9 protein-coding genes are annotated in these 16377 nt (G+C 56.9%); 8 read left to right on the top strand and 1 reads right to left on the bottom strand.

Annotated elements, in window-relative coordinates; translation table 11 throughout:
- Positions 1 to 31 precede the first annotated feature (31 nt).
- The 6 genes from fabF to QU660_RS05850 are packed head-to-tail and all read left to right on the top strand — an operon-like array spanning position 32 to position 6892.
- Positions 32 to 1273 (top strand): beta-ketoacyl-ACP synthase II, encoded by a 1242-nt coding sequence (fabF, locus tag QU660_RS05875; RefSeq protein ID WP_304945615.1) that lies wholly within the window; start codon positions 32 to 34, stop codon positions 1271 to 1273.
- Position 1274: 1 nt separating this feature from the next.
- Positions 1275 to 1709 carry a 3-hydroxyacyl-ACP dehydratase FabZ gene (gene fabZ / locus QU660_RS05870; protein WP_304945614.1) on the top strand — a complete coding sequence of 145 codons (435 nt, stop codon included), beginning with the start codon at positions 1275 to 1277 and terminating at the stop codon, positions 1707 to 1709.
- An 8-nt stretch (positions 1710 to 1717) separates the two neighbouring features.
- Entirely contained in the window at positions 1718 to 3520 is a 1803-nt protein-coding gene (locus QU660_RS05865) for an acetyl-CoA carboxylase carboxyltransferase subunit alpha (protein WP_304945613.1), read from the top strand.
- Between the two features lie 10 nt (positions 3521 to 3530).
- Positions 3531 to 4253, top strand: a complete 723-nt coding sequence (locus QU660_RS05860) for a hypothetical protein (RefSeq protein ID WP_304945612.1) — start codon at positions 3531 to 3533, stop codon at positions 4251 to 4253.
- 17 nt (positions 4254 to 4270) lie between these two features.
- A complete protein-coding gene (locus QU660_RS05855) occupies positions 4271 to 5977 on the top strand; it encodes a glutamine--tRNA ligase/YqeY domain fusion protein (protein WP_304945611.1) in 1707 nt (568 codons plus the stop codon).
- A 27-nt stretch (positions 5978 to 6004) separates the two neighbouring features.
- Complete coding sequence (locus QU660_RS05850; RefSeq protein WP_304945610.1) at positions 6005 to 6892, top strand: radical SAM protein; 888 nt, start codon at positions 6005 to 6007, stop codon at positions 6890 to 6892.
- Between the two features lie 99 nt (positions 6893 to 6991).
- On the opposite strand, the gene QU660_RS05845 is transcribed toward QU660_RS05850, so the two are convergent.
- Entirely contained in the window at positions 6992 to 7498 is a 507-nt protein-coding gene (locus QU660_RS05845) for a hypothetical protein (RefSeq protein ID WP_304945609.1), read from the bottom strand.
- A 642-nt stretch (positions 7499 to 8140) separates the two neighbouring features.
- On the opposite strand from QU660_RS05845, the gene QU660_RS05840 reads away from it, so the two are divergent.
- Both QU660_RS05840 and QU660_RS05835 read left to right on the top strand, forming a co-directional pair.
- Positions 8141 to 9802, top strand: a complete 1662-nt coding sequence (locus QU660_RS05840; protein WP_304945608.1) for a cell surface protein — start codon at positions 8141 to 8143, stop codon at positions 9800 to 9802.
- Between the two features lie 22 nt (positions 9803 to 9824).
- Positions 9825 to 16370: an InlB B-repeat-containing protein gene (locus QU660_RS05835; protein ID WP_304945607.1), complete on the top strand. Its 6546-nt coding sequence runs from the start codon at positions 9825 to 9827 to the stop codon at positions 16368 to 16370.
- Positions 16371 to 16377: the final 7 nt, after the last annotated feature.

The raw sequence follows: 16377 nt of genomic DNA, 5'->3' as shown, positions 1-16377 counted from the left end.
GGCAACGCGGCTTTGCAGGAGAACGCAATACATGGAAAAAAGAAGAGTGGTAGTGACCGGACTCGGCGCGGTGACGCCGGTCGGCATCGGCACAGAGGCATTTTGGAACTCGTTGAAAGCGGGTCAGGTGGGAATTGACCGCATCACCCAGTTCGATACGGAAAAGTTCAAGGTGAAACTGGCTGCCGAAGTCAAGGACTTCAAGGCGGCCGATTTCATGGACGTCAAATCGGCGCGCCGCATGGAGCGTTTTTCGCAGTTTGCCGTTGCGGCGGCAAAAGAGGCACTTGCGGACAGCGGCCTTGACCTCAGCAAGGAAGATCCCTATATGGCGGGTTGCGCCATCGGCTCCGGCATCGGCTCTCTGCAGTCGGTGGAGCGCGAGTACGAGCGCATGACCACGAAGGGACCGAACCTCGTGAACCCCCTGTTTGTCCCGATGATGATCAGCAATATGGCAGCGGGCAATGTCGCGATTCACTGCGGCTTAAAGGGCAAGAACATCAACATTGTGACGGCCTGTGCATCCGGCACGCACAACATCGGTGAGGCCTTTCGCTCCATTGTCTGCGGCGACGCGGATATCATGCTGGCGGGCGGCGCGGAGGCGAGCATCACCCCGATCGGGGTTGCGGGCTTCATGCAGCTCACGGCGCTCAATACGACCGAGGACCCGAAGCGCGCTTCGATTCCCTTCGATCTTGAGCGGAACGGCTTTGTAATCGGCGAGGGCGCGGGCATTCTGGTGCTCGAGGAACTGGAGCACGCGAAGAAGCGCGGCGCAAAGATTTATGCCGAGATGTCCGGTTACGGTGCGACCTGTGATGCAAACCACATTACCTCGCCCTTGGAGGATGGTTCCGGCGCGGCGGCTGCCATGCGTTTTGCGCTCCGCGACGCGGGACTGAATCCCGAGGACATTGACTATGTGAACGCGCACGGCACCTCGACCCACTTAAACGACCTCTCCGAGACCAAGGCAATTCGCAGCGCCTTCGGCGCGGCGGCGGATAAGCTCGCGGTCAGCTCCACGAAGTCCATGATCGGTCACCTGCTCGGTGCGGCCGGCGGTGTCGAGGCTGTGGTTCTCGCAAAGACCATCGAAGAGGGCTATATCCACATGACGGCGGGCCTCGAAAAGGACGATCCGGAGTGCAATCTCGACTATGTGAAGGGCGCGGGCAGAGCGCTTCCGGTGCGTGCTGCCGTCAGCAACTCGCTCGGTTTCGGCGGTCACAATGCGACCATTCTGATGAGAAAGTACGAGGCGTGAGATGCAGGTAAAACTCGGAATCAAAGAAATTGAGAAGATTTTGCCGCACCGCCACCCGTTTCTTCTGGTAGACTGCATCACCGAACTGGAGCCCGGCGTGCGCGCCGAAGGCTATAAGGCGGTGAGTTTTGACGAATCCTATTTCCGGGGACATTTCCCCGAAGAACCCGTAATGCCCGGTGTTTTGATCATCGAGGCGCTCGCACAGACCGGCGCCGTCGCGATTCTCTCGCAGGAGGGAAATGCCGGCAGAACCGCGTATTTCGGGGCCGTAGATCATGCACGGTTTCGTCGCAAGGTGGTGCCGGGAGACCGGCTGAGACTGGTTTGCGAGATTGAGAAGGTGAAGGGACCTGTCGGCAAGGGCAAGGCGACAGCATATGTAGAGGATGAAAAGGCGGTAGAGGCAGAGCTCACCTTTATCCTCGGAAAGTGACAGGGAAAATGCGCATCGATTTTTTCAAGCGAAACACAGCAGAAGCAGAACCGGAAGTCGTAATGCGAAAGTGCAAGAAGTGCGGTGCCGTACACAGCGTGCAGGACGTGCGGGCAAACGATTTTGCCTGCCCGAGTTGCGGCGCCTATGTTCGCATTCACGCAAAGCGCAGAATTAAACTGCTTGCGGATCCGGGAAGCTTTGAGGAGTGGAACCAGGAACTTCCGGTCGTGAATCCGCTCGACTTTCCGGAGTACGAGCAGAAACTCTGGGAAGTCAAGGAGAGTACCGGTCTCAATGAGGCGGTCGTGACGGGTAAGATTACGATCGACGGCATTCCGACCGCCATCGGTGTCTGTGACGCGCGCTTTTTGATGAGTTCCATGGGACACAACCTGGGCGAAAAAATTGCGCGCATGGCAGAGCGTGCGGCCGAAGAAAAGCTCCCGGTCATTCTCTACGCCTGCTCCGGCGGCGCGAGAATGCAGGAGGGCATCATCTCCCTCATGCAGATGGTTAAGACTTCGGAGGCGCTCGGCAGACTGCAGGAGAGCGGCCAGCTCTTTATCTCCGTTTTGACCGATCCGACCATGGGCGGCGTGACCGCAAGCTTTGCGATGCTCGGCGATATTATCCTCGCGGAGCCGGGCGCTCTGATCGGCTTTACCGGTCAGCGCGTCATTCAGCAGACCATAGGCGGTAAGCTTCCGGAGGGCTTTCAGCGCGCGGAGTTCCTCTTAAAGCACGGTTTCACGGATGCCATTGTGCCGCGCAGAGACCAGAGAGCGGTGCTCGCGCACATTTTGCGACTTCATGTGAAAGGCGCGGCGGAGCTCGCTTCCGAGACGGCTCCTGTCTTTGAAGAGGCGGAGCGTGTAGACGAATTTACTCGCGAGGAAGTTGCGCCGAAAAAGGCACCGGGCATCTTGGATGCGGCGGCGAACGCGCTGCAGAATTTACAGCGTCTCGCGTTCGGACAGAAGGCAGAGAAAGAGGAGGAGCGCGAGAGCCGTTTCTCCGAGGGCGCTTTCCGCAGCGCCTGGGAGACGGTCAAGCTGTCCCGCGCGAAGGACAGAGCGCACGCAAAGGATTATATCGACGCGCTCTTCCCGGATTTCATGGAATTGCACGGCGACCGCTGTTTTGGGGACGATGAAGCCGTGATCGGCGGTATCGCCTCCTTCCACGGCATTCCGGTCACGGTGATCGGCATCCAGAAGGGCAGGGACTTCCTCGAGAATAAGAGAAGAAACTTTGCCATGCCGAATCCCGAAGGTTATCGGAAGGCGCTTCGCCTCATGAAGCAGGCAGAGCACTTTAAGCGCCCGGTCATCTGCTTTGTCGACACGCCCGGTGCTTACTGCGGTGTCGGCGCGGAGGAGAGAGGCCAGGGACAGGCGATTGCCGAAAATCTGCAGAAGATGGCGGCACTGAGGACCCCAATCCTCGCGATTGTCATCGGCGAGGGCTCGAGCGGCGGTGCGCTCGGCGTTGCGACCGCAAACGAGGTCTGGATGATGGAGAACGCGGTCTATTCCATTCTCTCGCCGGAGGGCTTCGCGGCGATTCTGTACCGCGATGCGAAGCAGGCGGAACTTGCAGCGGAGAACATGCGCCTTACCTCGCGCGATCTCCTGGAGCTCGGTGTCATTGAGAAGATTATTCCCGAGCCGGAACCGGTGACCTTTGAGAACATTCAAACGGTAGCGCGGGAACTGGAGCCGGAACTCCTCGAGTTTATCGGCAAGTACAGCGCAATGAGCCGCGACGAACTCGCTAACCAGCGCTACGAGCGCTTCCGGAAATTCTAACGAGGTGAATATGAGAAGCAAGAGAATCATGGCGCTCGCTCTGCTTTCTATCTCCCTGCTCAGTGTGGGCTGCGGAAAGAAGGAGAGCGCCGGGGCTAAGGACAGTGCGACGCCGAGCAGTGTCGAGAGCGGCACGACGCTTGCCGAGACAAGCAAGCAAGCGGAGGCGGCTAAGGACACACTGGAAGGTGTGGTGCTCGATGCATCGATGAACGGCTTTACCCTGCAGAATAAGGATCTGGGCCTTGTTTATGTCGAGACCGGCGAGGATGCGGCAGAGAAGCCGGACCTCTCGAAGCTCGCGAACGGTTTCACCGCGGGCGAGGGGGTAAAGCTCCTCGGCAAGATGGACGGGCAGAACTTTAGCTTAAGCGCTGCCGCGGATCAGGCGACGGCGCTCGGTGACAGGGATGCTCTGTATACCGTTGGGCAGGCACTCTTTGCCGTGCGGGATAAGAATGTGCAGGCGCTTGCGGAGCTTGCGCAGTACCCGCTGTATCTTGGCATCGAGTCCGGCAACGAAATTGACAGCAAAGACGAATTGATGCGGAAGTACACGGCGGAGCAGATTTTTACCGAAGAATTCACGAACTCCGTCCTGCACTGCGATCTCCTGAACTTACGGGAGGCGGGCGGCAATCTGGTCGTCTCTGTGGACGGCGGAAAGCCCAATTTGATTTTCACCAAGACGGACGCGGGCTATCGGCTCAGCGCGATTAACGTCACAAAATAAGAGAGGAGATACGCCCCATGAGTGAGGAGAAGAGAGCGGCGGAGGCCGCGGAAGTTCGGGAAAACGCGGGAACGGAGCGCCGCGAAAAGAATTTCATCGAAAATGAGATTGATAAGGATTTGGCCTCGGGAAGATATTCGCATGTCCAGACGCGTTTCCCACCGGAGCCGAACGGCTACCTGCACATCGGTCACGCAAAGTCCATTCTTTTGAACTACGGCCTCGCGGAAGAGTACGGCGGTCTCTTTAACCTCCGCTACGACGACACGAACCCGACCAAGGAAAAGTGGGAGTTTGTCGAGTCCATACGCGCGGATGTGGAGTGGCTCGGCGCAAAGTTCGATAACCGTGTTTTCTTTGCCTCGAACTACTTTGAGACCATGTACGAGTGTGCGGTCAAGCTGATTAAGAAGGGCAAGGCCTTTGTCTGCGACTTGACGGCGGAGCAGATTCGCGAGTACCGCGGCGACTTCAATACGCCCGGCAAGGAGAGTCCCTACCGCAATCGCTCGGTCGAGGAGAATTTAAAGCTCTTCGAGGAGATGCGAGAGGGCAAGTATGCGGACGGCGAGAAGGTACTTCGCGCAAAGATTGACATGGCTTCCCCGAACATCAACATGCGGGATCCGGTCATCTACCGCATTGCGCACCTCTCCCACCAGAATACCGGCGACAAGTGGTGCATCTACCCGATGTACGACTTCGCGCATCCCATTGAGGACGCGGTCGAGAAGATTACCCACTCGATTTGCACCCTCGAGTTTGAGGACCACCGCCCGCTCTACGACTGGGTCGTGAACGAGTGCGAGTTCGAGGAGCCGCCGCGCCAGATTGAGTTTGCAAAGCTCTATCTCACGAATGTCGTGACCGGCAAGCGCTACATCAAAAAGCTGGTCGAAGACGGCATTGTGGACGGCTGGGACGATCCGCGTCTGGTCTCGATTGCGGCGCTCCGCCGGAGAGGCTATACGCCGGAATCCATCAAGCGCTTTGTCGAGTTGGTCGGTGTTTCGAAGGCAAATTCTTCGGTTGACTCCGCGATGCTCGAGTACTGCATCCGCGAGGATTTGAAGCTGTCCCGCGCTCGTATGATGGCGGTCTTAAAGCCGCTCAAGCTGATCATCGACAACTATCCGGAAGGACAGATCGAGGAGCTTGAGATGCCGAATAACCTCGAGAATCCGGAACTCGGCAGCCGCGTGATTCCGTTCGGCAGAGAGCTCTGGATTGAGGAGGATGACTTCCGCGAGGAGCCGCCGAAGAAGTACTTCCGCCTGTTCCCGGGCAACGAGGTGCGTCTCATGGGCGCTTACTTCGTGAAGTGCGTGGGTGTCGATAAGGACGAGAACGGCAAGGTGATTGCCGTGCACTGCACCTACGATCCGGAGACCAAGAGCGGCTCGGGCTTTGAGGGCAGAAAGGTAAAGGGCACCATCCACTGGGTCAATGCCTCTACCGCGGTCAATGCCGAGTGCCGGCTCTATGAGAATCTGGTCGATGAGGAGAAGGGCAAGCTCGATGAGAACGGCAACCTGAACTTAAACCCGAACTCCCGCATTATCTTAAAGGATTGTAAACTGGAGCCGAACTTTGAGGGCGCGAAGGCCTATGACAGCTACCAGTTTGTGCGGAACGGCTTCTTCTGTGTGGATTCCAAGGATTCCACGCCGGAGAACTTGGTCTTTAACCGCATTGTCTCGCTGAAGAGCAGCTTTAAGCTCTGAGAGGGAAGAAGGAAAGAAGTGTAGTTTATGATAGATTTGGACTTGCGCTCCTGTGAGCTCTGTCCGAGACTCTGTCGCGTCAATCGGGAAGAGAAGCCGGGTGCCTGCGGATGCAGCGCCCGGCTTCTTGCCGCAAGGGCGGCGCTCCACTTCGGGGAAGAACCCTGTATCAGCGGCGCGGAGGGCTCGGGGACGGTCTTTTTTGCGGGCTGCAACCTGCACTGTGTCTTTTGTCAGAACCATAAAATAAGTCGGGAGCGCTACGGAAGGGAGTTAACGGCAGCGCGGCTTGCGGAGATTTTCCGGGAACTCGAGGCAAAGGGGGCAAATAACATTAACCTTGTGACGCCGACCCCTTGGGTCACGGAGATTATAAAGGCCCTGGAGCTGTACCGCCCGCAGATACCTGTCCTTTACAATACCTCCGGCTATGAGCGGGTCGAAGTTCTGCGCGCGCTCGAAGGTCTGGTCGATGTCTGGCTGCCGGACTACAAGTATGCGGACGGGGAGATTGCGGCGCGCTTCTCGGGCGCGCCGGATTATCCGGAAGTCGCAAGGGCGGCCATACGAGAAATGTACCGGCAGAGCGGGAATTTGAAGCTGAACGCGGCGGGAAAGGCAGTTAGCGGCGTGATGATACGCCATCTTGTCCTGCCCCTGCACCTAAAGAACAGCTTTGCGGTGCTGGAAGAAATCGCAGAGGAGTACGGAACAGAGCAGTATGTGAGCCTCATGTTCCAATACACCCCGTTCCGAGAGACGCGCTACGCGGAACTGAATCGCTCGTTGACCGCGAGAGAGCGGGCAAGAGCGGAGGATTACTTCCTTCGCCTCGGCTTTCAAAACGGGTATATTCAAGAGGCGGATAGCCGTGGCAGCCGCTTCCTCCCGGACTTTAATCTGGAAGGAGTATAAAGCGGAAAGTGCGAAATACGTGAGAAGGCGCAATCAAAAAGAGCAGAGGGAGAAGTAAGTTCTTCTCCCTCTGCTCTTTCATTTGTACGACCGATCGAATTACAGCTCTTCGGTGATCTCGGTTGCGGGCTTTGCCTCGCTGCCGGCCGCCGCATAGCTCTTTGCGAGAAGATTCTCGGAGGCATCCTCCGCGAGCTCTTCCGCCTTTTCCGCCGCGCTTTCCACTGCCTCTTCGGCAGCGCAGTGGCAAGCGCAGCCGGACTCGTGCGCGTTCTTCTCGGCGCTTGCCGCCTGGAGATTGTCCGCAAGAATGTTGCCGACATCCTTTAACATTCCGGCAGCGCTCGTTACCATCCCCTTGGCCGCCTCGAACGTATTCTGTGCCGCCGCCGTAAATTCGCCGCGGTTTGCGTTTAAGGACACGTAGTTCCGGTTCGGGGTCTCGGTATGCGCTGTGTGCGCACCTTCCTCGCCCTCCTCATAGTCGTGAAACTCCTCATCCAGGTCGCGGTGGAACTCGGTGTACTGACGGTAGTAGGAGACTGCCGCCGCCGCTGCGCCTGCGACCAGCGCGAGGCGCGCAAGCTTGCCAAATAATTTAGCCATTCCCAAAACTCCTTTCTCAGCATTTCTTTTCATTCTAAGCCATGCGTCTCAAAAAGAAAAGCCGAAAAGAGAGGAAATGCCTTGTCTGATACGGTCAAATACGAACGTTGCAGGGCGTCCTGAGATGCAAAGAACTGCAAGGTGAAGGGGAAGGGGCTCGGCCTCGTCGCTTTCAGCTTGTTTAATATTTAACGATTTTAATAGGAAAAAACTGCGCTTCGCGAAGAAGGTAGGGAGCGGCGCCGTTTCTGAGGATTTTTCTTAATTTTTGTGAGCTTCGAAAAAACGAGAAGCGAGAACCTTGAAACAGAGACCGGAAATTGTGCGAAAAGCAACACTCGACGTTTTTTTGACAAGTTTTTCAGTCAAGTGTCGGTTCATGTGAAGCTTGTGCGGGAAAAACGTCCTGATAAACAATAAAAGCAGAGGATATATACATAAAGAACTGAAAATAGTGTGTATTGCTTTGGAAAAAATCACGAAAATAAGAAATTTTATACTGTGCGTCGGAACAGCTATAGACAAAGCTGCATAGAAGTGATAGATTGGTTAAGAAAATATTAATATGCAGAAGGGGTATAGCGCCCTTTTGCGGGAAAGTCGAGAGACTTACCTTGCACTGCAGAGAGAAAGGGGAGGGACATGAAACACACAAAGCATGTCAAAGCAGCCAGAGCGTTTCTGCTGGCGGCAGCTGCTGCTTGCCTCTTTCCGACCGTCACAGCCTACGCCATCGAAGGCTGGACCAAAGTCGGAGACGAGTGGCAGTATCTGAACCGGGAGGATCAGCCGGTAGTCAATGCCTTCAAGAAATCGAAGGAAGATTGGTTCTACCTCGGCGATTCCGGGTTCATCCTGAAGAACCGCATCTTCAACTTCGGCGGCGACGATTATTACGTCGACCAGGATGGCCGTATGGTGAAGAATGCCTGGGTCTTCATTGACAGCGAGAGCGATCCGGACGGCGCTTACGGCGAGGGCGGCTGGCACTACTTCGGCGAGGACGGCAAGGGTCTCCGCGCGAAGGGCAAGGGCTTCCGCAAGCAGGTCGACGGCAAGACCTATGCGTTCGATGAGAACGGTGTCATGCTGACCGGCTGGATTGACGAAGAGGGCAATGTCATCGAGGACGAAGATCCCTTCGTGAACGCTCGCTACTATGCGGACGAGGACGGCGCGCTCTACACGAACCGTTGGCTCTACTATGACTGGGGCTCTCACCTGACGAGCGAAGTCACCGGCAGAGACTATGGGGACTACGAGAAGATGTGGTTCTACTTCGGCGCCGACTCCAAGAAGTACAGAAGCCGCGCGGGCGAGCAGCCCTTCCAGCGCGACATCAACGGCGCAACCTACGGCTTCGATGAGAAGGGTGTCATGATCGAGTGGTGGGACAAGGTCGCAAGCATCTCGAATGCGGTGCGTTCCAACCCGACCAGCGACGAGCGTGTCCGCTACTACAGCGGCTACGACGGCGGCGTTCTCATGAAGAACAAGTGGTTCTGGATGTACCCGTCCGCAAACCTGGACGAGGATCAGAACATTGACCTCGAGGCCTCTTGGTGGAGAAGCGACTCGAAGGGCAGAGCATACCGCAACAAGATTCTGCGTGTGGGCCAGAAGGAGTACGCGTTCGACGGTATCGGCAGAATGAAGACCGGTTTTGTCCTCTTCAAGGGCAAGAGCGAGTTTGTCGCACAGTACGATGTCGATGCTTGGACCGCTGCGGACTTCATCAACGGCGACCTCTACGGCATTGAGAAGGCAGACCTCTACCTCTTCTCCCCGGATGAGATCAACGACGGTTCCATGCAGAGCGGCAAGGAGATTACGGTTGAGCTGGCGGACGGCCCGAGAACCTTCGCGTTCGCGCCGAGCGGCAAGGCTTACGGCAACCGCAACATCCTTCAGAAGAGAGACAACAAGTTCTACATCAACGGCCTTCGCCTGGATGCACCGGAAGAGGCAGGCTACGGCATTGTCGTGCAGAACGTCGGAACGCTCGGCGCGCCGCAGTACCGTTTCTACGTGGTCGACAGAAGCGGCAGAATCGTGAACGGCAGACGCGTGCTGAACACGGGCGAGGGTTACATCCTTGTTTACAACGGTCAGTTCCTCGGCTTCACCGGAGATGAGGAAGCGCCGCGTTGGAGAAACAACGGCAGCGCGGGACCGGGCTTCTATCACTATGACAGAACCGAGCGGAACCACTTTGTGCGCGGTCTGATCGCAGGACCTTCCACGACCGTCACGAAGAACGACGTTCCGGAAGATTTGGCTGTCTTTGTGGCAGACCCCAACTAAAGAAGGGAGCGTGACATATTAAATGAGCAACAGCAAGAATTCTCTCCGCGGTATTCTTCGGAGAGCACTCGCTCAGCTCCTCGCATTTCTCATGGTCTTTGGCCTTGCAATGAGCAGCCTGAGCGTGAAGAATGCATATGCGACGGAGTTGCAACCGGGTGGAAGTAACAGTGGTGCGACAGAAGCTACCGCTTTCGAGTGGATCGGACCTACGATAGGTGCATCCTCGGAGGGTGATAGCAGATCAACAAAGCGTTTTGACATCCACGGTTTGAATACTGGTCAGCACACCTATACGGCCGGCAGCATTCAAACTACATGGGCGCACAGAGGATACGCAACCTGGATTGTCAAAGCGGATAGCCCCACGGCTTCGGCGCCGTCGGAAACCAGTTATTTCGGCTTGTCGGGCTATCAGGCTTTAAAGCCTTCGCCGGCCAACAACGGTGATGTTGTTACAGATACGAATCTCGGAATCGAGTACCGCATGCTGGTCTCTCCGGGTCCGGACGGCAGAAGCATCATCGTCGACTACTACCTCCACAACACAACCAACACGACCGGACGTTTTTGGATGGGTACCGGCGCGGACAGCATGATCAACGGAGACGACCAGGCAATTTGTTACAAGACCCCGGTTGGCTTCCACATGGTTAACCGCACCACGAAGGAGACCTTCGACCTGATCACGACTGATAGCTCCCTTGGTCTCACTACGCCGGATGCGCGTTATGTCGGACATTATTCTCCGTATTGGAAGTACTTATTCGTAGGCAATACTGCGACGGAAACTCACGGAGAGGACTCCGGTGTCGCATACTCGTGGCAGATTGACCTGCACCCGTATGAGACGGTTCACCGCAGAACTGCCTTCCTGATTAAGGCGACTTCCTACTACGTTTCCAGCGCACACGGTAATGATACGACGGGTGAAGGTACCTACCAGAAGCCTTACGCGACGGTGCAGAAGGCGGTTGACCTGCTCTCCGGTAAAAAGGGCTTTATCTACATTATCGACTACGATGGAGCTCCGGTTAACCTTTCGGGTAACGGCACGAACACGGATGTTGTTATTGCTACCACAGACTATGAGTTTGGTCAGGGTGCGACTCCGTATACCGGGCCGACCGTTGAGGTGACTTCGAACACGCCCGGCACGCCGCTGTTCACGCAGACCGGCACCGGTAAGTACACGATTGAGAAGCTGATTTTGAAGGGCGGCGCCGCAGACCGTCAGGCTTCACTCATTTCAGTTAACTCCGGTACCCTGCGCCTCGGTGATCAGGCATCGGTACAGAATTCGAAAATCGATGTTGAAACGGCCGGCGCGGCAATTGACATTAAGGGCGGAACGCTTCAGCTGGAGCACGGCTCCAATGTGAGCGGCAACGTTTCCAAGACCAACGGCCGCGGCGCAATCAACTTTGAGACCGGCGAACTGAAACTTGCTGGTAGCAAGCCCTCCGGCGCTTCCGTGATCAATGTCAACGGCAACACGGACGGTGAGGGCAAGCCGAGCAATGTCTTTATCGCAATAAATAAGAAGATTTCTGTAATGCAGAGCATTGCGGGTTCTAGCATCGGTGTTTCGAAGAAGGGTGTGAACCCGAACAAGGATCTTCCGGATGCCTTCTCCGGTGTGGGTACGCCGACGGCTGCACAGGAGAAGAACTTTGCGGAACCGGGCACCGGCGTTGTGGCAAGCAGCGTGGCGCCGTTCAGCACCTTCTTCACCGCAGACCAGGCGGATAAGTACGGCCTCTCGGTTGCTGACTCCGCAACGGCGGCAGACAATGCGGCGCTCCGAAGAGCGGGCTACTCCCTGAGCTTCCAGTATGTGGATGCACACGGTGATCCGGTCACGGGCGCGGAAAACCGCGCGGCAAAGAGCATCGCGGCAGGAGAACCGGTTGACGAGCCGGCACCGACCGTAACGCCTCCGTCTTATCGTCTTTCCAGCATTGACACGGATGAGACCTCTGTCGGCGGCGCAGCGCTCAAGCTCACGCCGGACAGCACGGCGACCAGCCCGAACTTCGGTAAGGTCACCGGTGTCATGCCGAAGCAGGATACGGTCATTACCTATCATTATGTAAGAGATAACAGCACCATCACCTTCGATGCAAAGGGCGGTACTCCGACCCCGGCACCGCTCAGCGGCCTTGCGGGCGATCCGACCAACGCACTTGCACCGACGGTCACGAAGTACGGCTACGATTTCCACGGTTGGAACAAGAGAGGTTCGGCTACGGTGACCCCGGTTCCGATTCCGTCGACCTTCCCGGCAACCCCGGAAATCTATGATGCAATTTACAGCGTCAACCATAACATCAAGTTTGCTTACACGACTTCCTATGAGAACCAGAACGGAAGCATCGTGTTCCAGACGAGAACCACACCGGCAGCAAGCGGCTTCTCGGTTGAGGATCCGCTGAGCGGTAACCTCAAGGTTGTTCCGGGTTATGTCTGGGCTCCGGTGGATTCCTTCACGAACCCGAGCACCTATCAGTTCAGCGATCAGACCGCTCCGGCACCCTTCGGTACCTTTGATACGGTCGCAGGCAGCGCGAACTACGGTAAGTTCACGGGTCGCTTCCCGGGTCAGGATGCGGCAATCACCTGGCGCTATCGCGTGGACCCGTCTCACGCGGGCTTCCAGCTCAAGGTGAACCATGTTTCCCCGGCGGGCACGGTTGTTGCGCCCTCCACCACCACGATGGTGAAGCCGGAGGATCCGATCAGCATCAGCCCGGTGAGCACCTTCGGTTACACCTATGACCACTACGATGTGGTTACGGGTAACACGGCAAACGACACAGATCCGAACCCGCTTGTGTTTGCGCTCAGCGGCAGCGCGGATGCGGCAGGTAACTTCACCGGCGTGATGCCGAACCAGAATGTCGAGATTAACTACGTCTACACCGGTGCAGGCACCGGCCAGGAATTCACCCTGGCGCACGAGGACCTCGGCACGAACGACAGCCTCTTGAGAAACATTGTTGCTCCGGTGGTGACGCCGAAGGCAACGGATGATACGGTTGAGGGCGATCCGCTCAATATGCCGGAGCTCTACGGCTATATCTACAACAGCTACAATGACAATCCGGTGGGTGTGCCGATTGCGGGCGATGCAACGACCTTCAATACCGCAAACAACCACTACAGAGCGAAGATGCCGACCGGCGACTTTAAGCTCAGCTATCGTTATAACAGAGATGCAAGCGCTTGGAGCAACATCCAGTTCTACAGCGGTAAGGACACGGTGGGCGGCACGGAACTCGGTACCCTGAGCTCCGATAACATGGCACCGGCAGACGATCCGACCAAGCTTGTCTCCCCGGATGTGCTTGCAAACGGCACGAACTCCTTCAAGGTGAGCGTGCTGAAGGACAACGGCGCAGGTCTCGGCTACACCTATGCGGATCTTAAGGCAAAGCGCCTTCTTCCGATTGTCACCGCAAACGACTACCACTACATGCTCGACGGCTGGTTCGTGGATACGAACAACAACCGCGTCATGGACGGCAGTGAGCACCTCCTTCAGGATACTGATCGCTTCCAGGGCGGCGAGAATCTCGTTGCTGCATTCAAGGAAGATCCGGCTTGGTGGATTGACATTAACTTTGCACCGTTTGACAACCATGTCACCTGGAATCCGGCTGTTCCGACCACGCTTCACACTTGGAAGGACAAGACCTGGGGTCAGGTTGAGCCGGCAGCGACGAGCTACACCGGTGAGGTCAACTACCTCTACAAGGGTTGGTTCCACAACGGCGCAATGATGAACGCAGGCGATGCAATCGCAGACGGCGAGACCTACCTCGTCAAGTTCTATCCGGATCCGGCGGTCTTCGGCACCAACGTGCACCCAGTGGATGCGGGCGGTAGCCTTGATACCCAGGGTAAGGGCGTTGTGACGGCTTACGACACGAAGCCCGGCTACAAGTACATTGTCGTGGATCCCTACGGCAAGGTTGTGGGTGTCGGCGACGGCAGCGTGACCGGCAGAACCTACTTCAACAACCTCACGCCCGGAACGACCTATCAGGTCTACGAGGCAGAGGGCGATAACACGGCACAGGTCGGCGATGACATCTCGAACGTGCCGGCACCGATCAGCAGCCCGAGCGATGCACATGTTCCGGCGGTTGATACGAACAAGCAGATGACTTACAACCCGGACGATGAGACGAAGGTTGACTTAACGATCGATCCCTCCGACAGAGATGCGGACTACGCACTCATCGATGAGAACGGAAACGTCGTGACGACGCCGGAGACCCAGGCGGACGGCTGGCAGGCGGGAACGCCGGGAAGAATTACCTTCTCCGGTCTCGATGCCAACAAGACCTATACCGTGGTCGCAAGACCGCACGGCAGAAACGATATCACCGCGCTCAGCAAGCTTCCGGACGGAACCCCGGTTACCATGGATCCGGGCGGCGAGCTTGAGATTCCGAAGTTCAGCATCACGACTACGGACGGCGAGAGTGAAATCACGACTGTTAACGGCAACGCAATCAACACGAACTACTTCGACGAGGCACACAAGGACGAGACGGTTGTCCTGACCGCACCGGCAACGAACAGCGCGGGCGAGACCTTCAAGGAGTGGAGAGTTACGACCGGTATCATTCCGGGCATCACGAGCCAGCTCGGCAACGCGACGCTGACCTTCACGATGCCGGATACGAACGTGGTCCTGACCGCTTACTATAACCGTAACTTAAACGGCAATTCGCCGGTCACGGATGAGGTTCGCGGCGGTAACCCGGGCGAGATGGCGCTGGATCCGAACGAGATTCCGGGTCTTGAGAATGACCTGACCACTCCGGATGACCGTGTCATCATGAACGTGAACCATGCGGATGTTTCCTACAAGGTGGTCTACCAGAAGAAGAACGTCCCGGCGGCGGTTGCTTCGGCGCTGAAGAGCGATCCGGCAACGGTCGATGCGGCAAACCACCCGACTGCATTTACGGCGGCTTGGGAGGTCCAGACCAACATTGAGCGCTATGTAAACGGCAGACTTGTGCCGCGTGCAACCGCTTCCAATGCAATCTTCCGCACCTATGTACAGCTTGACAAGGAAGATGTGAATAACCTCGACTACCAGCTGCTTCGTTACGATACGGCTACGTCGACATACGTTCCGGAGACCCTGACGCCTGCGGATATCTACGCGAGCGGCGGCCTCTTCCAGTTCACTGCGCAGGAAGGTGTTAAGTACTACCTGGTTTACTCGAAGGCTTACAAGGTGACCTTCATCAACGATAAGGACACCGTCGCACCGTGGCCGCAGTACAGCTTCCCGGTGAGAAAGGGTGAGTCCCCGAGCGATGCAGACTATTCGACGCAATACAGCACGGTTCTCAACAACACGCCGACCGGCAGTGCAACACACTTTGTCGATCCGGCAACCGGCGTTGAGTACGACTGGCAGGGTTGGAGCCGCAAGGCGGATAAGTACAGAGCGTTTGACGATACCGCGCCGATCAAGAAGCGCACCATTGTCTACGGCTACTGGAAGGACAACAAGGAAGAGGTTGATAACGCGAGAAACGGCCTCGATGATGCAATCAAGAAGGCAATTAAGCTTGCGGATGATTTCTTCTTAAAGCGCAAGGAGACCGCTGCTCTGATCAACGGTGTTCCGGGCGTACACACCGGCATCAACGATGCAATCGCAGTCTTTGAGCGCACCAATCCGAGAGCAACGGCGGCTGAGCTTCAGCAGGCACTCGACGATTTGCTCGATGCAATTCAGCGCTATGAAAACACGCTGAACCCGCGTTATGACCACTACGGCAGAATTTCGAACGATGCCCTTTCGGGCGGCGGAATCGGCGGCGGCGGTCGCGGTAACGGCGGCAGCAGCGGCGGCGGAAGCGGTCGCAGCAGCGGCGGTAGCGGCGGCGGCGGTGGTCGCGGCGGCAGCAGCCGTGGTCGCAGCGGCGGCAGCGGCAGCATCAGCGCAGGTGTCGGCAGCACCTTCGGTAAGCCGAACCTGATCGGAAACGAGGCCTTCATTGCCGATTACGAGCCGAGCTACACGGTCGGTACGAACGGCAACTGGGAGCTCATTAACCCCGAGCACAGCGAGTGGATCTTCACGCTGAACGGCGGTATCCGCTTGGTGAGCCGCTGGGCTAAGCTTGACTACGCAAACGGCGATGTCAACAAGAACGGTTGGTATCACTTCAACTCGCACGGCATCATGGACTTCGGTTGGTTCCGCGATGAGAAGCTGGATTGGTACTACTGCAATACAGAGCACGACGGCTGGCTCGGAAAGATGCAGATGGGCTGGCACTACGACGAGGCGGATAAGCACTGGTACTACCTGGATCCGGCTACCGGCATCATGCAGACCGGTTGGCAGCAGATTAACGGAAAATGGTACTACTTTGCACCGACCACTTCTGCAAACACCTATGAGTATGACTCGGTGAATGAGAGATGGTTCTACAAGTCCAACTCCGTTGTGAGACCCATGGGTTCCATGTACCAGAATGAGACAACGCCGGACGGTTACCGCGTTGACGCGAACGGCGCGTGGATTCACTGAGGAGGAA

The sequence above is a fragment of the Stomatobaculum sp. F0698 genome, assembly GCF_030644385.1.
In the GTDB taxonomy this organism is placed as follows: Bacteria; Bacillota; Clostridia; order Lachnospirales; family Lachnospiraceae; genus Moryella.
The sequence above is the reverse complement of the archived record's forward strand: the minus strand, read 5'-3'. Positions and strand labels throughout refer to the sequence as shown.